At 65.4% G+C, this 19,375-nt stretch carries 19 protein-coding genes; 6 read left to right on the forward strand and 13 right to left on the reverse strand.

Annotated features, from left to right (window positions below):
* Positions 1-6: 6 nt before the first annotated feature.
* Entirely contained in the window at positions 7-360 is a 354-nt protein-coding gene (locus tag HMPREF1478_RS05460) for an Rv2175c family DNA-binding protein (RefSeq protein WP_016461082.1), read from the reverse strand.
* Between the two features lie 83 nt (positions 361-443).
* On the opposite strand from HMPREF1478_RS05460, the gene pknB reads away from it, so the two are divergent.
* Positions 444-2,381, forward strand: a complete 1,938-nt coding sequence (pknB, locus tag HMPREF1478_RS05465) for a Stk1 family PASTA domain-containing Ser/Thr kinase (protein ID WP_016461083.1) — start codon at positions 444-446, stop codon at positions 2,379-2,381.
* Between the two features lie 90 nt (positions 2,382-2,471).
* Here pknB and HMPREF1478_RS05470 read toward each other — a convergent pair whose 3' ends face one another.
* The 3 genes from HMPREF1478_RS05470 to HMPREF1478_RS05480 all read right to left on the reverse strand — a co-directional run bounded on the left by HMPREF1478_RS05470 (position 2,472) and on the right by HMPREF1478_RS05480 (position 6,166).
* Positions 2,472-3,911: a class II 3-deoxy-7-phosphoheptulonate synthase gene (locus HMPREF1478_RS05470; protein WP_016461084.1), complete on the reverse strand. Its 1,440-nt coding sequence runs from the start codon at positions 3,909-3,911 to the stop codon at positions 2,472-2,474.
* A gap of 10 nt (positions 3,912-3,921) precedes the next feature.
* Complete coding sequence (locus tag HMPREF1478_RS05475) at positions 3,922-5,139, reverse strand: pyrophosphate--fructose-6-phosphate 1-phosphotransferase (protein WP_016461085.1); 1,218 nt, start codon at positions 5,137-5,139, stop codon at positions 3,922-3,924.
* A gap of 214 nt (positions 5,140-5,353) precedes the next feature.
* Complete coding sequence (locus tag HMPREF1478_RS05480; RefSeq protein ID WP_016461086.1) at positions 5,354-6,166, reverse strand: lysophospholipid acyltransferase family protein; 813 nt, start codon at positions 6,164-6,166, stop codon at positions 5,354-5,356.
* A gap of 58 nt (positions 6,167-6,224) precedes the next feature.
* Here HMPREF1478_RS05480 and HMPREF1478_RS05485 point away from each other — a divergent pair, with 58 nt between their 5' ends.
* A complete protein-coding gene (locus HMPREF1478_RS05485) occupies positions 6,225-7,958 on the forward strand; it encodes an exonuclease domain-containing protein (protein ID WP_016461087.1) in 1,734 nt (577 codons plus the stop codon).
* Positions 7,959-7,971: 13 nt separating this feature from the next.
* On the opposite strand, the gene trpD is transcribed toward HMPREF1478_RS05485, so the two are convergent.
* The 6 genes from trpD to HMPREF1478_RS05515 all read right to left on the reverse strand — a co-directional run bounded on the left by trpD (position 7,972) and on the right by HMPREF1478_RS05515 (position 13,330).
* Positions 7,972-9,027: an anthranilate phosphoribosyltransferase gene (gene trpD, locus HMPREF1478_RS05490; RefSeq protein WP_016461088.1), complete on the reverse strand. Its 1,056-nt coding sequence runs from the start codon at positions 9,025-9,027 to the stop codon at positions 7,972-7,974.
* A complete protein-coding gene (locus HMPREF1478_RS05495; RefSeq protein ID WP_016461089.1) occupies positions 9,027-9,419 on the reverse strand; it encodes a response regulator transcription factor in 393 nt (130 codons plus the stop codon). Before HMPREF1478_RS05495 ends, trpD begins: the two co-directional genes overlap by 1 nt.
* Positions 9,420-9,534: 115 nt before the next feature.
* A complete protein-coding gene (locus HMPREF1478_RS05500) occupies positions 9,535-10,533 on the reverse strand; it encodes an FKBP-type peptidyl-prolyl cis-trans isomerase (RefSeq protein WP_016461090.1) in 999 nt (332 codons plus the stop codon).
* Between the two features lie 19 nt (positions 10,534-10,552).
* The gene (erpA, locus tag HMPREF1478_RS05505; RefSeq protein WP_003792846.1) at positions 10,553-10,906 is read right to left on the reverse strand and encodes an iron-sulfur cluster insertion protein ErpA; all 354 of its coding nucleotides are present in this window, start codon (positions 10,904-10,906) and stop codon (positions 10,553-10,555) included.
* A gap of 85 nt (positions 10,907-10,991) precedes the next feature.
* Positions 10,992-11,960: a glycerate kinase gene (locus HMPREF1478_RS05510; RefSeq protein ID WP_016461091.1), complete on the reverse strand. Its 969-nt coding sequence runs from the start codon at positions 11,958-11,960 to the stop codon at positions 10,992-10,994.
* A complete protein-coding gene (locus HMPREF1478_RS05515) occupies positions 11,957-13,330 on the reverse strand; it encodes a M20/M25/M40 family metallo-hydrolase (protein ID WP_198008387.1) in 1,374 nt (457 codons plus the stop codon). The genes HMPREF1478_RS05510 and HMPREF1478_RS05515 overlap by 4 nt, the downstream gene beginning before the upstream one ends.
* A 97-nt stretch (positions 13,331-13,427) precedes the next feature.
* Between HMPREF1478_RS05515 and HMPREF1478_RS05520 the strand changes: the two genes are divergently transcribed.
* The 4 genes from HMPREF1478_RS05520 (at position 13,428) to HMPREF1478_RS05535 (ending at position 16,720) form a co-directional block, all read left to right on the forward strand.
* On the forward strand, positions 13,428-14,009 hold the full coding sequence (locus tag HMPREF1478_RS05520; RefSeq protein WP_016461093.1) for a DUF3043 domain-containing protein: 582 nt from the start codon (positions 13,428-13,430) through the stop codon (positions 14,007-14,009).
* A gap of 187 nt (positions 14,010-14,196) precedes the next feature.
* Positions 14,197-14,751, forward strand: coding sequence for a hypothetical protein (locus tag HMPREF1478_RS05525; protein ID WP_016461094.1), 555 nt, complete (start codon positions 14,197-14,199; stop codon positions 14,749-14,751).
* An 18-nt stretch (positions 14,752-14,769) separates the two neighbouring features.
* A complete protein-coding gene (locus HMPREF1478_RS05530; protein ID WP_016461095.1) occupies positions 14,770-15,834 on the forward strand; it encodes a quinone-dependent dihydroorotate dehydrogenase in 1,065 nt (354 codons plus the stop codon).
* Between the two features lie 7 nt (positions 15,835-15,841).
* Positions 15,842-16,720, forward strand: coding sequence for a TrmH family RNA methyltransferase (locus HMPREF1478_RS05535; RefSeq protein ID WP_016461096.1), 879 nt, complete (start codon positions 15,842-15,844; stop codon positions 16,718-16,720).
* Between the two features lie 93 nt (positions 16,721-16,813).
* Here the strand turns inward: HMPREF1478_RS05535 and HMPREF1478_RS05540 are convergent, their stop codons facing one another.
* Genes HMPREF1478_RS05540 through HMPREF1478_RS05545 form a run of 3 tightly spaced genes read right to left on the reverse strand, consistent with a single transcriptional unit; the run spans position 16,814 to position 19,314 of the window.
* Entirely contained in the window at positions 16,814-17,560 is a 747-nt protein-coding gene (locus HMPREF1478_RS05540) for an HAD-IIB family hydrolase (RefSeq protein ID WP_016461097.1), read from the reverse strand.
* Between the two features lie 9 nt (positions 17,561-17,569).
* Positions 17,570-17,731, reverse strand: a complete 162-nt coding sequence (locus HMPREF1478_RS10380; RefSeq protein WP_016461098.1) for a methionine/alanine import family NSS transporter small subunit — start codon at positions 17,729-17,731, stop codon at positions 17,570-17,572.
* Positions 17,728-19,314 (reverse strand): sodium-dependent transporter, encoded by a 1,587-nt coding sequence (locus HMPREF1478_RS05545; protein WP_016461099.1) that lies wholly within the window; start codon positions 19,312-19,314, stop codon positions 17,728-17,730. The genes HMPREF1478_RS10380 and HMPREF1478_RS05545 overlap by 4 nt, the downstream gene beginning before the upstream one ends.
* Positions 19,315-19,375: the final 61 nt, after the last annotated feature.

A 19,375-nucleotide genomic window follows, 5' to 3' on the forward strand; every position in this document is an offset into this window, starting at 1 on the left:
GGTGGGTTAGAAGGCCAGCGTCGAGGCGATACGATTGACCCGGTGATGGCGACCCGACGTCAGTGCATCGATCGGGCGCTCGCCGAGCTCGTCCTGAACGGCGTACAGCCACGCCAACGATTCCTCGGCCGTGAAGCCATCATCCGCCAGGAGCGTGAGCGTTCCCTGCAGGAATGGGAGCGGCTCCCAGCCGTTGTCGCCCTTGACGATCACGTCCTGAGGGATGCCACGCGCCCCGTTACCGTCGCGCGCCTCGATGAGGACACGATCGCGGATCAGCTGCTTGAGGCGACGTTCTTCGATGCCGAGGAGACGACACACCTCGTCGGTGGAGAGCACGGTGATATCAACACTGGTCATGAGCGCAAGACTACCCCATTCATGCGCCGCACCGAGGTGGGCACTTCCGATAATTTCGCGAAAACTCCCATAGAATCGAGCAAGTGAGCGATGAACAGACATTCGACCAGACGGACCCGTTGATCGGCCTCCTCGTCGACGAACGGTACCGAGTGACGCGCAGGCTCGCGCGTGGCGGCATGGCCACCGTGTACATCGCACAGGACGAACGCCTTGATCGACCCGTCGCCCTCAAGGTCATGCATCCTCACCTGGCGGACTCCCAGGACTTCGTCGCACGCTTCCGCCGCGAGGCACGATCCGCAGCACGCATCGTTCACCCCGGTGTCGTCTCCGTCTTCGACCAGGGTGTCATCACCGGTCAGGGCTTCCTCGTCATGGAGCTCATCGACGGAACGAACCTGCGCCAGCTGCTGCGCGCGCAGGGCGCCTTTACTATTCCCCAGGCCCTGCGCTACACGACCGATACCCTTGAGGCTCTGCGTGCCGCTCACCGCGTCGGCGTGATCCATCGCGACATTAAGCCAGAGAACATCCTCGTTCCAACCGACGGCCCCGCGAAGGTCACTGACTTCGGTTTGGCACGCGCGGCCTCCGAGGTCTCCATGTCCTCGACGGGCAACATGCTCGGAACCGTGGCGTACATCGCGCCGGAAATAGCCACCACAGCGCAAGCCGACGCACGCTCGGATATCTACTCCGTGGGCATCATGCTGTACGAGATGCTGACTGGCACTGTGCCGTGGGCAGGCGAATCACCGCTGCAGATCGCCACCCATCACGTCGCCGATGACGTCCCTAAGCCTTCGGCTTCCCAGCCCTGGATCCCCCGCGAAATCGACGATCTCGTCGCGGCGTTGACCGCCCGCGACCCCGCCTCTCGCCCGGCCGACGCCTCCGAAGCCATCGACCTGGTGACGCGAGCAGCCGCCGCCATTCCGGCCGAGCTGGCGAGTCGGCGCGCAGATGTCGCCCCCGCCGACCGCAGCGGCGCCTCTGAAACTACAGCGCTGAACACGGAGGTGATGTCCGCACAGTTCACGAGGCCGCTTCCTGCCCCTTCAACCGTCACAACGGTCCACACCTCTGCGCCGATCCCAACGCCCGAGGAGGCGGGCACGACGACAACATACAAGCGTGCAGCCCTGTGGGTGAGCCTGGTCGTCCTCCTGCTCGCGGTAGCGGGAATTGGAGGCACCTGGTGGTGGACCGAATACGGCCCCGGCTCCTACCTGACGATGCCCGCCACCGATGGGCGCCCCCTCGCAGACGTTGAGACCGATCTGGGCGCGATGGGGCTGGCCTTCTCCGTCGAGGAGGAGTTTTCGGACGACGTCGCAACCGGTTCCGTCACTCGCTCCGACCCTGAGGGTGGAACCCCGGTCCATAAGCGAGCCGACGTGCAGCTCTACGTGTCGAAGGGTGTCGACATGAAAACCGTACCCGACGTGGGCGGCAAGACCCAGGATGATGCGAAGAAGACGCTCTCCGACGCAGGCCTGGCCCTCGGCGCGATAACAGATGCCTACTCCGAGGATGTCCCGCAGGGACAGGTCATCTCCCAGTCCGCGCCGTCGGGCACCTCGGTGCCACACGACACGGCCATCGACGTCGTCTTGTCCAAGGGACGCGAACCTCTCACTGTGCCCTCCCTTAACGGGATGAGTGCGGACGCCGCGAAGAAGGCCATTGAAGGGCTCGGCCTTGTCGCCGCACCCACCGAGGCGTTCTCCGACACGGTCGCACAAGGCCAGGTCATCTCTCAGCAGACCGCAGAGGGCTCCATCTTGCACCGGGGCGACACCGTCGCCTACACGGTATCGAAGGGCCCCGAAAAGGTCGCGGTGCCCGACGTCGTTGGCCGCCAGCGCGACGATGCCAGGAGCGTGCTCGAAGCAGCCGGCTTTACCGTCCAAGAGGAAGCGATTCTCGGCGGCTTCTTCGGCACCGTCCGCCAGAGTGATCCCGCCGCTGGCACAATGCTCAAGAAGGGTAGCGTCGTCACGATCACCATCGTCTGACGCGACGCCGCGTCCGACGCCCACGCATCCAACGAAAGATCCCCGGCCTCGTCCAATTCGACGAGGCCGGGGATCTACTCGTTCGAGGGATCACTCCTCGTGTGAGGAACCCTGCGCCAGGTACTGAGCAACCTGGAAGGCCATCTCCAGGCTCTGCTGATGGTTCAGACGCGGGTCTACGAGCGTCTCGTAACGGTCCCGCAAGGCCTCGTCATCGATATGCTCACTGCCGCCGATCACCTCGGTGACATCATCACCCGTGAGTTCGACGTGCAGGCCACCAGGCACAGTGCCCGCAGCCTCGTGAGCCTCAAAGAAGCCACGGACCTCATCCATGACCGTCTCAAAACGACGCGTCTTGTATCCGGTCGACGACGTGATCGTATTGCCGTGCATCGGATCGGTCATCCACGTGACGGGGCGACCATCCTTACGGGCGGCTTCCAGCAGCAGCGGAAGAGCCTCGCGGATACGGCCGGCGCCCATACGTGTAATGAACGACAGACGCCCCTCCTCACCATCCGGATTCAAACGATCGATCAGCGACAGCATCTGGTCCGGCGTGGTCGACGGACCAAGCTTGACCCCAATCGGGTTACGAACGCGCGATAGCAGCTCAATGTGAGCGCCCTCCTCGTCACGGGTCCGCTCCCCCGCCCACAGGAAGTGGGCAGACGTGTTGTACGGTTCGCCGGTGCGCGAATCGATCCGGGTCATCGCCGACTCGTACTCGAGCAGCAACGCCTCGTGCGACGAGTACAGGTCAACATCGCGCAGTGTCTCAAAATCGACGCCGGCGGCACCCATAAACTTGATCGCGCGGTGGATGTCCTCCGCGAGCGACTCATAGCGCGCATAGGCCGGATTCGACATGAAGCCCTGATTCCAGCGATGCACCTGACGCAGGTCCGCGTAGCCGCCCTTCGTGAACGCACGAATCAGGTTCAGCGTCGACGCGGCGTGGTTGTACAGCGACAGAAGGCGCTGCGGATCGGGCTCGCGCGCCTCGGGGGTGAACTCGAAGGAGTTCACCGCATCGCCGCGGTAGCTCGGCAGCGTCACACCGTCACGCGTCTCCATGTCGGACGAGCGCGGCTTGGCGTACTGACCCGCAATACGGCCGACCTTAATGACCGGCAAAGACGCGCCGTAGGTCAGCACGACCGCCATCTGCAGCAGGGTCTGAATCTTCAAGCGCACATGATCCGCCGTCGCCTCAGCGAAGGTCTCAGCGCAGTCCCCGCCCATCAGGACGAAGGCCTCGCCGCGGGCAGCCGCACCCATCCACGTGCGCAGATCGTCAACCTCCCCGGCGAACACGAGCGGCGGCTGGCGGCGCAGCTGCGCCGTCACATCACTGAGATGTTCCGCGTCCGCGTAGGTAGGCTGCTGGGCTGCGTCCAGGCCACGCCACGTGTCCCAGGGAGCACGCTCCCCGGACTCGGGTGACCACAGACGCTCGGGGACGCGGCGGGAGCGAGGCTTACGCACAGGCTCACCGCCGCGTCCGGGAGTGATCGAAGGAATCACGCGCAGCGACTCACTCGCCAGCGGGCTCGACGGTCTGGCCGATCTCAGCCATCATCTCGACGAACCAGGGCGCGGTAATGTCGAAGGGCTTGCCGCCCGCGATGCGCGGGAACGGAATGGCCTTCAGGCGGTCACCGTCCTCCTCGTCGTGGCCGATAACGCCGGACTCGCCCTTGAAGGCGCACTCGACTGCGAGGTCGGTCATCGACTTGATGAGGCGCAGGTCATCGGCGTTGGCACGCGAAGAACGCGAGAAGTAGCCGGACTTCTGGACCATGACCTTCTCAGCGTCGATCTTCTCGGCGAACTGCTTGGCGAACCACTGGCCGGGGTTAATCGTGTCGAGCTTGACGTGGCCGAAGGGATCACGCTGGACCTCGCCGCCGGCAGCCTCGATCTCCGCGATGATCTCGGGGACGCCAGCGCCCTCGGACAGGAAGATGTTGACGTTGCCCTGCTCGTCCATGATGGCCTTGAGGCGCTTGGCCTCGGCATCCAGGTCGATCTTCATCTCGGGCAGGAAGATGGCGTGGATGTCCCAACGCTCCTTCGACAGACCGATCGAGGGCACCCACTCCTGGGTCTTGAGCCACTCGTGGTAGCGCTGCGAACCGGCGGCCGTCAGCCAACCGCAGTGGCGGCCCATGATCTCGTGGATGATGAGCATGCGGGGGTTGGAGCGGTGCTCGCCGATGATGTTCTGGGAGTACTCGGAGACCTCTTCAGCCGCGGTCCAGGCGCCCAGGGACTGGCGGATCGGCACAACGTCGTTGTCGATCGTCTTCGGCAGGCCCACGACGGTCAGGTGGTAGTCGTGCTCCTCCAGGTAGGCGGCCAGGTCGGCGGCCGTCGTGTTGGTGTCGTCGCCACCGATGGTGTGCAGGACGTCAACGCCGTCAGCGCGCAGCTGCTCGGCAGCCTTCTGCAGCGGGTCCTCATCCTCGGAGACGAGGCCGCGCTCGACCAGGTTCTTCTTGTTGGTCAGCTTGACACGGGAGTTACCGATCGGGGAGCCGCCGAAACGGTGCAGGACGGCAGCGTGCTTGCGAGCTTCCTCGTCGACCAGCACGTAGTTGCCGGTGAGCAGGCCGTGGTAGCCGTTCTGGTAAGCGATGATCTCAACCGTGGGATCAATTTCGTTGTAGCGCTCGATGAGTCCACCGACGGCGGAGGACAGGCACGGGGCGAAGCCACCTGCGGTCAGCAGGGCAACACGACGGACCGACATGAATGTCACCTTTCTCAGGTTGGTTAGGTACGGCCCCGCGCGTGCATGCACGCTCCGCGTCACCCCGGCTGCCCGATGGGGCTGCCTAGTGCGCGAAGGCGCGCGTGTGCAGGGCACAGTTCATTCTACCCGGCCCACATCGCCTTTCGCCAAGGACACCCGTCCCACGAAACGCGAATGCGTGCCCCAATCGTGAGATGACGGCGAACAGCCATTACTCCTTGTCCGAGGCCTCCTGCTCCTCGCCGCTCTCTTCCTCGGGGGCGGTGGGCACGGGGACGTCGGGGGCGGTGCGCCCACCGGGTGCGGGGCGACCGTTGGAGGGAACGGGCCCCTCGAAAGCGCCCTCTGCTGCCAGCTGCGCCTTGACGTCAGCGGCATACAGGTCCACGTACTCCTGCCCAGACAGGAGCATGAGGTTGTACATGATTTCGTCGGTGATGGCCCGCAGCACGTAGCGGTCCTTGTCGAGGCCGCGGTAACGCGAGAAGTCCAGGGGCTCGCCGATCACCATGCCGATATTCGTACGGGACGGGATCTTTTGGCCGATCGGCTGCGCGGCATGGGTGCCGATCATCGCCACGGGGATAACGGGTGCGCCGGAGAGGAGGGCAAGGCGCGCGACGCCGGTCTTGCCGCGGTAGAGGCGCCCATCGGGGCTGCGTGTTCCTTCGGGGTAGATGCCGAAGAGTTCACCGTCGCGCAGGCGCTTGAGTCCGGCGTTCAGCGCCGCCTCGGACGCGCGGCCACCGGTACGGTCGACGGGGATGGTGCCCACGGCACGCATAAACTCCTTCGTCATCCACCCTTTGAGACCGGTGCCCGTGAAGTAGTCGGCCTTTCCCATGAAGACGACCTCACGGTCGAGCATCATCGGCAGGAAGACGGAGTCCCACACAGCGTTGTGGTTGGACGCGAGAATGGCGGGTCCTTCGGCGGGAATGTTCTCCTTGCCGCGGATCCACGGGTGATAGGCCGCCTTCAGAACGGGGCTGCCGGTCGCCTTGAGAGCCTGATAGAACGCCACTGTCACTCCTGAAGTCTCGACGGGCGCGCGAGCGCGCGAACGAATTAGTATCAACTGTATGACGAAACAGACTCCCGTGCGCGATTGTGGGGAAACCATAGCGCCCGGCGAGTCGGCCCGTCCTTTCGCCCGATCGGTGGTGTCGCAAGCCCTGTCCCGGGCCTCATCCGTCGAGCTACAGCCCAGCCTGGATGCCGTTGGGACCCCGGCCTCGGGCGGACGCTGGGTGATTGTCGACCTGGAAACGACGGGACTCGGAGCTGGCGCGGAAATCACTGAGATCGGCGCAGTGAGCGTGCAAGACGGTGCCATCATGGACGAGTTTTCTTCGCTCGTGAAGCCCTCGCGCCCCATTCCGCCATTCATCACGTCGCTCACGGGGATTACGCCGGCGATGGTCGCGAACGCCGAGCCGATCGCCTCGGTGCTGGAGCGGTTCATGGACTGGTCTGGCCTCGGGACGAAGGGAGGCCCGGTCCTCGTCGCTCACAATGCCTCCTTCGACGTGGGGTTCTTGCGCCGAGCAGCCCGCGCATCCTCCCTCCCGTGGCCTCGCATCCGCGTTGTTGACACGCTGGCTCTCGCGCGCCTCGCGTTGCCCCGCCCGCTCGTGCGTAATCACAAGCTCGGCACGATCGCGTCGTACTTCGGTACCGCCACCGTCCCCGAGCACCGCGCGCTCGGAGATGCACGCGCAACCGCTGAAATCCTCCTGGGGTTCATCGACTTGCTCGCAGGGGCAGGCGCCACCGACGTCGAGGACCTCGTTGCTCTCACCGAACAAGCACCCGCGCGTCGCCCCTCCGCTCCGTCCTTCGTCGCGGACTTACCCACCTCCCCGGGGGTGTATCACTTCATCGATACGGCTGGGGACACGCTCTACGTCGGGTCGGCCTCGTCCCTGCGCTCGCGCGTGAGCAGCTACTACACGAAGGCGGAGAAGCGCTCGAAAGTCCAGCGCATGGTCTCCATCGCCGCGGGCGTGCGCCCCTATCCCACCGCTTCCATTCTCGAGGCGAGAATCCGGGAACTGCGCGATATCAGAGAACTGGCACCGCCCTACAATTCAGCATCGACGCGTCAGGGATCCCAGCACTGGGTCATCGCCGAGGCGGGCCAACCTCGCGTGGTACAGTCCGTCACGCTCGATGAGCTACCGCGCGCGCTCGGCCCCTTCGGCACGCGCGCGCACGCCCTGCGGGCAGCGGGAGCGATCGAGCGCGTCTTAGCCCAGGCCGATCCCGCCCACAGGCCGGAGCTCCTTCACGAGGCCGTGGCCGCATCGACGCTGGCCGTTCCACACACGCTCACCGCACTCATGGAGAGGCTATCCGCCCAGGGACTCTTTGAGCCCGCTGCGGCCGCTCGCGATGACCTGAGCGCCTACATGACGGGCGTCGAACGCGCGACAATGCGACCGATCCTGGCAGCACCGCGCATCGTGTGGGGATCACGCAGAGACGGGGGCGAGAAAGGTTGGATCATGCACGTCGCCTCCCACGGCCGCTATCTCAGTTCCGTCGTCATTCCGCCGCACACCGACCCATCCCCATGGATCGACGTTCTGACGTCCACGACACCCATCGAGACCGACGGCGTCGCAGCAAGCTGCGCGTCGTGGGCAGAAACAGCGCTTCTGTGCGCCGAGCTGGCCCGCGAGGGAACGCGCCTCGTCGAATGGAACGGACCTCTCCCCTGGGCCCAGCCGACGGCCAGCCCGCTATGCGACGGGCGGCTGCGCGAGCTCCTGGCCCACGCAACCGCCCATCGACGTACAGACCCGCGCACCTGATGCAGGTTTTTCCTTATGCGTTCGACGCTTCTACCCAACGCTCGATGAGTCGCGCACCCGAGCCATCGGCCAGCGCACCCAGGGCGCGCTCGACGGCACCGCGCATGCGCTCGGCAAAGTCGGCCTGGGTCACCGGGTTCTCCAGGCCCTCCCAGGCCAGGATGCCGGCACCGACATTGAGCGCGACGGCGTCACGAACGGCATCCGCGCCGCCGCCCGACAGCACATCGCGGGCAACGGCCGCGTTCTCGGCTGCCTCACCGCCGGCGAGATCCTCAATGGAGGACGAGGCCATACCCAGGGACTCACGGGCGTCGAACTCGGTCGGAGTCACCGATCCGCCCGAGACGATCCACACCTGATTCTTGTCGGTGGTGGTCAGCTCATCGAGGCCCGTGTTCGCGCCCCGGAAGACGAGCGCGCTCAGGCCGCGCGAGGCGTAGACGCCCGCCATGAGTCGCGCGTTCTCTTCACGCGACGCGCCGATCGCGCACGCCTGCACGCGCGCCGGATTCGTCAGCGGCCCCAGGACGTTGAAGGCCGTGGGGAAACCGAGCGCGCGGCGCACGGGGGCGGCAAAACGCATCGAGGGGTGCATCTTATTGGCGAACAGGAACGCGATGCCCACCTCATCGAAGACGCGGCGCAGGGCGTCGGCGTCAAGGTCGAGGTTGACACCGAGCGCTTCAATAACGTCCGCGGATCCCGACTTCGAGGTCGACGCACGGTTGCCGTGCTTGACGAGCGGGATGCCCATCGCTGCGAGCACGATGGCGGACATTGTCGAAATGTTCACGGTCTTGTACCCGTCGCCGCCTGTCCCCACGATATCGAGGGCGCGGCTGGGCAGATCGACGTGTGCGGCGTGATCCTGCATGCCATCGGCGAGGCCGTGGATCTCGTCAACCGTGGCGCCCTTCATGGCCATGGCGGTCAGGAAGGAGGCAAGACGCGCCTCACCCAGTTCACCGCTCATCACCTGATCCATCAGCCAGTACGACTGACCGTAATCGAGGCTCTCCCCCGCGGTCAGCGCCTGAATGATCGGCGCCCACTCCTGAGCAGCCATCACTTGGCTCCACGCAGCACGTCGGCGACGGTCTCCTGCAGGATGATCGGGTCGATCGGATCGGCCACAACCGCCGCTGCACCGGCCCACGTGGCCAGCCACTCGTCCTGCGGGCGCGCGGTCAGGAACACGATCGGGGGAACGCCGTCACGGGTCTCACGCAGATCCTGGGCGACAGACATGCCGCCCTCTTTCTTCGTCTCAGCATCGAGGATCAGCATCGCGAAATCCTGCTGATCGAAGGCGTCACGAACGCCGAAAGCCGTGGCGGCCTCCACCCATTCGATGCGGGGCGTGTCCTTGGAAGCACGCAGTCCGACGCCGTTGATGACAGCTTGACGCCTGTCCTTATCGTCGCTGAAAACCAGGATTTGAACGGTTTCTTCACTCATGGAAGCTCTCCTTGCGTATGTCGGCCAATTCGACGCGATGGCCCCATTCTAACGGGTAGCGGGCGGCTCCCACACTGGGAGCCGCCCGCTCATGGTCACCTGAGTCGGCGTATCGTCACTGCATCGAGGACGTGCCAACGATGTCGACGACAAAGACAGTCGCTCGGTTGGGCGTCGCCGCCTGGCCGGACTGCGCTTCCTGGCCCTGGATCGGGGCGACGATCAGCAGACGAGAACCAATGGTCACACCCGTCAGATCGGCGTCCTTCACGGGCGCCTGGAGGGGAGCCTGGCTCCACGAGGACTGCGTCTGTCCGCTCGCACCGAAGCCTCCGACAACCTGCTTGTACAGGACGGTCTGGTCATCTGTGAGTGCCTCGCCCGAGCCCTTGTAGATCGTGTAGATCTTCTGCTCGGTGGGCGCGGCGACGCTCTCGTCGATTGTCAGAGTCGGCTCGACACCGGGATCACCGGTCACAGTCACACCGGCGGGAAGCTCCTCGCCGGTCGCCGTCGCACCGCTGAGAACCGACTCGTCGGCCAGGTTCTCGGTGGCGACACCCACGATGTCCACGACGAACACGAGGGTCGAGTTCGCGGGGATGTTACCGCGAGCCTGGCCACCGTAGCCAAGGGATGCCGGGATGACCAGCTCGACGCGATCGCCGACATGGGTGTGCGCCAGACCGTAGGTCCACCCCTTCACGACCTGTTCGAGAGAAAACTCGACAGGCTCGCCCTTCTTGTAGGACGAATCGAAGACGGTGCCGTTCCACAGGGCGCCCACGTAGTTCGCCTTGATCGTGGCACCCGGGCACACAAGCGCGCCATCGCCCTGCTTGAGGGTCTTGACGAGGACCTTGTCGGTCGGCTCGCTACCCTTGCCAGCGGCGATCACGGGGGTGTCGTCGCCGGAGATCGACGGGAAATTTCCCTTGCCGCTGCGGTCAACGTTCGCATTCTGGTCAGCGGAATCGTCCGTCGAGCAGGCGGAGTAGTCGATCTCCGCGGGAGCGGAAGACGAAGACGACGAAGCATCGGAGCAGGCCGCGAGCCCGACAACGAGGGCGGCTGCGCCGACGATGGCGCCGAAGCGGCGCAGGGAGGACATCATGGAAAAGTGTTCTTTCGACTCAGTGGAAGGATTCGCCGCAGGCGCAGGTGTTCTGGGCGTTCGGGTTATCGATGGTGAAGCCCTGACGCTCAATGGTGTCGGCGAAGTCGATCGTGGCACCGCTCAGGTAGGGAACGCTCATACGATCGACGACAACCTCAACGCCGTCGAAGGAGCGAATCGCGTCGCCGTCGAGGGTGCGGTCATCGAAGTACAGCTGGTAGATGAGGCCGGAGCAGCCACCGGGCTGAACGGCGATGCGCAGGCGCAGGTCGTCGCGACCCTCCTGCTCAAGGAGGCTCTTCACCTTCGCAGCTGCGACGTCGGTGAGGATGACCTCGTGGGTGGGAGCCTGAGTTGCGGACTCGGACATGATGCTCCTTTTCGTAACGGATAGACGTATTCGCTTGACACACTACTCCCCCGCCGGGACCACGCGCCACGGCTGGGGTGCGCGCTCAGCGTAACCAGGTGCGAGCGATGCGCCGTCCGGCGTCTTCGAGCATGACGGATCCCTCCGTCTCGAACACTCCGTGAAGCCCCCATTCGGCCTTCTCAAAATGCGAGAGGCTGGACCTGCGAGTGATGGCAACGACGGGCAGGGCATGCGCCGCAGCGGCACTCGTCACGCGCTCGAGCGTGGACTCGGCGAGCAGCGGTGAGGACAGCTCGGGCTCGGCGACGATCACGAGGTCGCAGCCCTCCATGATGTCGTCCAGATCAAGCAACTGGGACAGGAGATCACCGGTGGAGACGATGCGCCCACCAATCGCAGCAATGACGGCTCCCACGCCGCCACCGGCACCAGAGCCACGCAGGCGCGCCGGGTGAACATCCTGGCCCTCTAAAAGCTGGCGTCGCCCCAGCGGACGATGCGCAAACGCCTGCGTGAGGGCAGCAGTGAGGGCGGTGTCTTGGTTCTCGACAGGCTCCAGGTCAGGCGCAACCGCAAGGACCGAGTCGAGGCCCAGCAGTGGACGCGCGGTGGACGCTGCGCACACAAGATCGACGCCCGCATCAGCGACGAGGCCCTGGGCGCGCGTCAGCGCATCGGCAAGCACCTCGGGCCGCCTCGGATCAATACAGCTATCGCCGAGAAGTCCTTCGAGAAAGCCGATGCCGCAGTCCGGGGAAGCGTTGTGTCCCCCCTCAACGATGACCGTCCGCTGCATCCCGAGCGTTTCCGCCACGCACACGCCCGCCTCACGCGACGACGAGGCATCCGTCGGCACGCGCACGAACGAGGCCTGGGAGCGCAACGCAGCCACGGCCTCATCGAAGGTTGGTCCAGTCCCGACGGGAAGCGTCGCCACCGTCGAACTGGGGGCGCCGGTAAGAACGCCCCGAGCGATTGCAGCAAGTGCGTCGCCGGTCGGCGAGGCGGGAATACCCCCGTCCCACCGACCGGCGATAACAACACGACTCACAGGGCCGCCACGCGCGTCAGCAGAAGCGCTTCGGCGAGGATCGCGGCCTTCAGGTCGGAAATCGACTGCGACTCATCCTCCGAGTGAGCGTTCGTCAGCGGGTCCTCAACGCCGGTGACGACGACCTGCGCGCTCGGGAAGATGCGCTGGAAGTCAGAAATGAACGGAATCGAGCCGCCCACGCCGATATTGACCGAGGGAACGCCCCAGGCATCGGTAAGGGACTCGTGCAGCGCCTTCGTCACGGGGGAGGTCATGTCCGCCTGGTAGCCAGCACCAGCATCCTCGGCCGTCACCTCGACGCGCGCACCGAAGGGCGCGTGAGCGAGCAGGTAGTCGACGAGCTTGGTCTGAGCCTCGACGGGATCAACGCCGGGCACCGTGCGCATCGACAGGCGGAAACGCGTGTGCGGGGCAATCGTATTCGAGGCGTTAGAAACGGGACGCGCGTCGAAACCGATCACCGAGATCGAGGGCTTGGTCCACATGCGGGCGGCGATGTCGCCCGAACCCGCCAACTGCAGGCCCTCGACCATACCGGCCGCAGCGCGCAGCTCCTCCTCCGGCCAATCCACGTCCGCGTGATCCGAACCGCCCAGGCCCGGGACCGCGACATCACCCTTCTCATCGAAGAGCGAGGCGATCAGCATCGAGGAGACAGCCACCGAATCGAGCAGCGGGCCGCCGAAGGCGCCCGAGTGCACCGCATGGTCCGCGACGGTCACGTCGACGGTCACGATCGCGTTGCCGCGCAGCGTCGAGGTGACGGCGGGCTCGCCCACCTTCCAGTTCGACGAATCCGTCACGACGATGACGTCGGCGGCAAGCTCATCCTTGTGCGCGTCGAGGAACGCGGTAAACGAGGGAGAACCGATCTCTTCCTCACCCTCGATGAACACGACGACGTTGACCGGCAGATCCTCGCCGAGGATCGACAGGGACCCCAGGTGCACCGTAATGCCGGCGCCGTCATCGGAAGAACCGCGACCGTAAATGCGGTCTCCACGAACCTCCGCCTTGTAGGGATCCAAGCTCCAACGGCTCAGCTCACCCACCGGCTGGACGTCGTGATGGGCGTAGAGCAGAACGGTCGGCGCACCCTCGATGCGAGGCGAGTGAGCGACGAGCGCAGGCTTACCCTCAGTGCCATCCGCGGCGGTCTCGCGCAGGACCTTGGCATCCAGACCAAGGGCCGCGAAACGCTCGCGGATATGCTCGGCGCTGCGCTCCACGTCGGCGGCGTGCGCGGGATCCGACGACACCGACGGAATCGCGACGAGCTGCGTGAGTTCCTCCAGCAGGGACGGGAAAGCAGCCTCCAGGCGCTCCCTCAAAACGGACGACGACAATGCGTGTGAAGTATCAGCCATACGACCAGGGTAGACCATGGGAGTGCGAGGCGGGCAGGCTATCCGCTAGCCTTGAAGCGTGTTTGGACGAAGCAAGAACAACAACGACGAGACCTCGATGCACGTTGAGCCAGTCTCAACGACGCCCGGCGGCAAAAAAGGCCGCCCCACGCCCAAGCGTAAGGACGCTGAGGCCGCCCGTATTCACCCTCTGGTTCCCAAGGACCGCAAGGAAGCCAAGCGTGCCGCACGCGCCGCCCGCAACGCGCGCTTCGACGCTGAACAGCGCGCGCTGGTGACCGGCGAAGAGAGGTACCTGCCTGCCCGCGATAAGGGCGCCGCCCGTCGCTTCGTGCGCGACTACGTGGACGCACGACACTCCTTCTCCGAGTGGATCCTCGCCGTCATGATGGTCTCCATCATCCTCATCATGTTGCTCTCGATGCTCGGCAACAAGATCCCGCTGCAGTACCAGGCCTACCTGCTCTACGGATCGTCGATCCTCATGTACGGCTCCTTCATCATCACCGCAGTCGAGTCCTTCCTCGTGTGGCGCAAGGTCAAGCGCACGTTTGCGCAAGCACACCCACGCGACGACATCCCCTCCGGCACCGGGTACTACACCTTCTCCCGCATGATCATGCCGCGTCGCTGGCGCTCGCCGCGCCCCCAGGTTGACCGCGGACAGTTCCCGAAGTAATCCACAAACCCCGTCGGCCCCGCCCCATCCACATGGTGGCGGGGCCGACGCGTTTTATCCACAGGGTCCGTCGCGGCCGAACCTGCATCCACAGGGGTCACCGTCGCGCTAGATTCCACCTCCTCTCGCGGGTCATCCTGGTCGTGTCGGAGCATCGGCGCCCCGACAACGACGAGAAGGATGCATCATGCACACGACGACCACACTGCTGCCCGCCTGCACTATCGGATGTGAGGATGACGAGCCGACCCCGGAAGGCCTGTACGGCCCCGCCCACTGGCTCGACGACCGAGGAATTGCCACTCTCCTTACCCCCTACCTGTGCGACGGGTGGGACCTGGGAGATTACGCGCGTTTCGCTGACCTCACAGGCACGGATGCGCGGCGCCTCGCCTCGCTCCTGCCGAAGGATGCACGCGACGATAGACAGAACAACGCGCCTCGGATCATTGACCTGCTGCGCGCCGCCTCGCGCATCGACGGACTGAGCCTCGAGGGATACGTCATCCGTGCCCCTCGCCGAGACGAACGCGTCAGCATCGACACCGTGCTCGTCCCCGAGTCAGCGATCATCGCACACACCGGTGCCCCCATCGACGAGGAGCGGTATCCGAGCTACCAGCACTGGCTGACGCTTGCCACGGTCCTTGGGCTTGGCGAGGAGGCGATCCCGCCCGACGAGATGCGCCTGCTCGTTCGAGACGGATCATCCATGCGGTGGTGGTGGGCATGGTGGGACTGATCAACTATCCTAGGGAGCATGATCCGACGCGCGTACAACTGGGCTTTCACACACTTCATCTCACGTTCCGACCCGGAAGATGCACACCACCTGGGCCTGGGAGCAATTTCTCTGGCCGGCCGATTCGCCCCGACGCGCGGACTCATGCGCGCCACACTGGGCTACCTCGATCCCCACCACAGCCCCACCCGGATGGTGAACGGAGTCGAGGTCCCCCTGACGCTGGGACAGCGCCGTCTGCCCTCGCGTCTGGGCCTCGCGGCCGGGATGGACAAAGATGCGCAGGCCGTGCTCGGCATGTGTGCCCTCGGCTACGCCTTCGTCGAAATCGGAACCGTCACCCCGCGCCCCCAACCCGGCAACGACGCCCCGCGTCTGTGGCGCCTCATGGAAGAGCGCGGCCTGCGCAACCGTATGGGCTTCAACAACGCTGGCGCGGACGCAGCCGCCGAAAAGCTGCGCGAGCTTCGCTCGACGTCCGCGGGCCGCGCCGCCATCGTGGGCGCCAACATCGGCAAGAACAAAGTGACCTCCGAAGAGGACGCCCCGGCCGACTACGAGTACTGCGCGAAGACGCTGGCCCACTGGGTCGACTTCGTCGTCGTCAACGTCTCCTCCCCCAACACGCCCGGACTGCGTGACCTGCAGTCGGTCGATCACCTGCGCCCGATCCTGCAGGCAGCCCGCCGCGGCTGCGAGGCAGGGGCACCCGACCGCGTCATGCCCCTCTTCGTCAAGATTGCCCCCGACCTCGCCGATGAGGACATCGTCGCCGTCGTCGAGCTGACGAAGGAGCTCGGCCTGGCGGGTGTCGTCGCCACGAACACGACGATCAACCACGACCTGGGCGAGGGCGGCGTCTCCGGCGCTCCGCTGCTGCCCCGCGCGCTCGAGGTCGTCTCCCTGGTGGCTCGCCACCTCGACGAGGAACAGATCCTCATCGGAACCGGCGGCATCTCCTCGCCCGAGGACGCGCTGCGCATGATCGGAGCGGGCGCCGACCTGGTCGAGGCCTTCTCCGCCTTCATCTTCGAGGGCCCGTCCTGGCCGGGCGAGGTCTCTCGCGCCCTCCAGCGCGCCTGAGGACACCATGATCATCGAACTGACCAGCGCGGATCTGGCCGCAGACTCGCGCCTGGACGACTACACGCGCCTCAAAGACGTCAAGCTTCGTTCCAAGATCGAGCCGGAACGCGGCCTGTACATGGCCGAATCCGCGAACGTCATCGAACGCGCCATCCGCGCGGGCCACCACCCGCGCTCCTTCCTCATGTCCAAGCGCTGGCTGCCCACGCTCGAAGCGCTCATCTCAGAAGCGACGGGCGCTCCCGATGGCGCGCAGGTTCCAGTCTTCGTCGCTGATGAGGACGTCCTGGAACAGATGACGGGCTTCCACCTGCACCGCGGCGCCCTGGCCGCCATGCAGCGCCCGATCCTACCCTCGTTGGACGAGCTACTCGCCACCGCGCGCGGCGGCCAGCCCGCTCGCCGCGTCGTCGTCCTCGAAAACCTCGTCGACCACACGAACGTGGGCGCAGCTTTCCGCTCCGCCGCCGCGCTCGGCGTGGACGCCGTCCTGGTCACCCCGCAGTGCGCCGACCCCCTCTACCGGCGATCCGTGCGCGTTTCCATGGGAACCGTCTTCCAGGTCCCATGGACCAGACTCGAATCGTGGCCCGGGGACATCACGATCCTCCAGAAGGCCGGCTTCACCGTGGCCTCCCTGGCTCTCTCCGACGATTCCGTGTCCCTCGACGACTTTGCCTCGCTACCCGCGCTCCAAGGCCCCGACGCACGCCTCGCGATGGTCATGGGCACTGAAGGTGACGGACTCGGGCGTCGCACCATCGCAGCCTCCGACTACACCGTCAAAATCCCCATGGACCACGGTGTCGACTCACTCAACGTCGCGGCCGCATCAGCCGTCGTCTTCTGGGCCACCAGGGGCATCGGCACGCAGCAGCACTGAGGTTATCAGCAAGCGGCGCCGCGACCGCCGCTGGACAACGAAACGAGGCCGGAGCTGGTTGCCCAGCCCCGGCCTCGTCGTATGTCCGACGGTTCAGCTCATGGATGCGACGATCTCGTCGATGACATCCACGCACTCTTCCCAGCCGCTCACGGCCCGCGTCGCGTAGCCGGCGGCCTTGACCGGATAGTCGTTGCCTTCCGGATCGAGGCGATCGCCGATGAAGAGCATCTCGGAGGCGGGAATTCCCGTCTCCTCGACGAGCTTGCCCATGCCGAACGCCTTGTCGATACCGCGCGTCGTGATGTCGACCGAGGTCGAGCCACCTCCGCGCACATCGAGCTCAGGGACGTCGGGCTGAACTGCGTCGCGCAGAGCCGCCTTCTTGGTGCCATCGGGATCCCAGGCGCGCTTCGCATCGAGCGGCGCTTCCTGGCCCAGGGCAGAGAAGGTGATCTGCGAGCCACGGTCTTCGATGATGTTGCCCCACGGATTGGACTCCCACAGGCCGAGCTCACGCGCGTGGCGCTCAAGCGAGGCAATCGCGCGGGCGGCGACCTCGGGATCCAGGTCGTGGGCGTAACGCTCAACCCACGCGCCATCCTCGTAGCGGTAGTAGCGAGTGCCGCACGTGGGCATCAGGTGCAGGCGCGCGAGCTCCTCGTCCGTGGCGTTCAGGTTGTCCAGCACCTGGGTGCGGAACTGCCCCATCTGACCACCGGAGATGATGCACACCTCCACGTGGTCGAGCAGGGAACGCAGCGCGACGTCCATGCGGGCGGGCAACGGCGACTTCGAGGGCGCCAGGGTGTCATCGAGATCAAAGGCAACGAGCTTCACGATGCCACCCTACTGCTTCGCAGCTTCGGCGGCTTCGATAGCGCGCTGTGCTGCCTCGGTCTCCTCGTCCGACGGGACAGAGAGAACCTGCAGCATGACGACGGAAGCGACGAGGCCACCCCAGACGAGCAGAATCGTCAGGATCATGAGAGCGATAGCGGGAGCGGTCACTTGGCGCCTCCTTCGATCGAAGCGGTTTCGTCAGTGTCATCAGCGAGGATCTGAGCGACCGTCGCGTGAGTGTCCACCGGGCGATGCTTCCACGGAATGAACGTGAGGATCAGGGCGGCGACCACTGCAACCGCAACGGAGCCCCAGCCGAAGATCAGCACGTAACTCGTCGGGTACTTGCCGTATCCGTGCGTCAGCAGATCGACGATGGACATTGCCATCATGACGAACAGAACGACCGGGATGACGATGCCGACGAGGGGCTCCCAGAGCTTGGGGACCTTCACGCTGGACACCGAGTTGAGGTGGGCACGCAGCACCCCGAGGCGGGGGCCGGCGACCGCGCACAGGACGGCGAACATGATCGCCGAGGACACGACACCGATCGAGTTGATGAAGTTGTCAACGATGTCGAGGTTGTTCAGGCCCGAGCGGGTGCCGAAGAGCACCAGGGAGATGACGGTGGCCGGAACACCGAGGACCAGCGCCGAGCGGGCGGGCGACCAGCCGAACTTGTCCTGCAGGCCGCCCGAGACGACCTGGAGGAGAGAAAGCAGCGAGGTCACGCCGGCCAGAACCAGCGACGAGAAGAAGAGGACGCCGAAAATCGGGCCGCCGGGCATCATCGAGATGATCTTCGGGAAGGTCACGAAGGAGAGGATCGGGCCAGTCAGGCCCTCAACCTCGGAGACGCTCACGCCGCCCTGGTGCGCCATGAAGCCAACGGCGCTGAAGACGCCAATGCCCGCGAGGATCTCGAAGGACGAGTTCGCGAAGCCAGCCACGAGCGCGGTGCCGGTCAGGTTCGACTTGCGCTGGAGGTAGGAGGCGTAGGTCAGCATGATACCGAAGCCCACGGACAGCGAGTAGAAGATCTGCGCGAAGGCAGCCAGCCAGACCTTGGGATCGGCGAGCGCGCCCCAGTTCGGGGTGAAGAAGGCGTTGAGGCCCTCAACGGCGCCGGGCAGGAAGAGCGCGCGAACGACGAGCGCGAGGAAGAGGATGACGAGCAGCGGGAGGAAGACCTTGTTGGCCGCCTCGACACCCTTGGACAGGCCACGTCCGATCACGAAGAGGACGAGGACCCACACGAGCGCGAGGGGAATCATCACCGACCAGGCGGGCGCCCAGGAGAACGTATCACCGGGGACAACCTGCAGGAACGTGTCAGTGAAGAACGTCGTCGGGTCGTCGCCCCAAGCCGCATTCACCGAGTAGATCGTGTACTGCACGCCCCACGCGAGGACCGCGCCGTAGTAGACCATGATGACGAAGCACACGAAGGTCTGGAACCAGCCGATGAACTCGCCGCCTCCGATAATCTTGCGCAGAGCCCACGGCGGTGAACCGCGGAACTTGTGGCCGACCGCGTAGTCAAGCCACAGCATGGGGATGCCAACGAAAATCAGTGCGACGAGATACGGGACCAGGAAGGCGCCGCCGCCGTTGGAGTAGGAGACGCCGGGGAAACGCCAGATGTTGCCCAGGCCGATGGCCGAGCCGATGGCTGCCAGGAGGAAGCCTGTCTGGCCGCTCCACGAGTCGCGCGCGCGTGGCGCGGATTTGGATGCGGAGGATGACATGGAGTGAGTTCCTTGCATTCGTGTCTATACGGGATAATTCCCAGCCAGACTAGGGCTGATA

Source organism: Actinomyces sp. HPA0247, from assembly GCA_000411415.1.
Lineage (GTDB): Bacteria > Actinomycetota > Actinomycetes > Actinomycetales > Actinomycetaceae > Pauljensenia.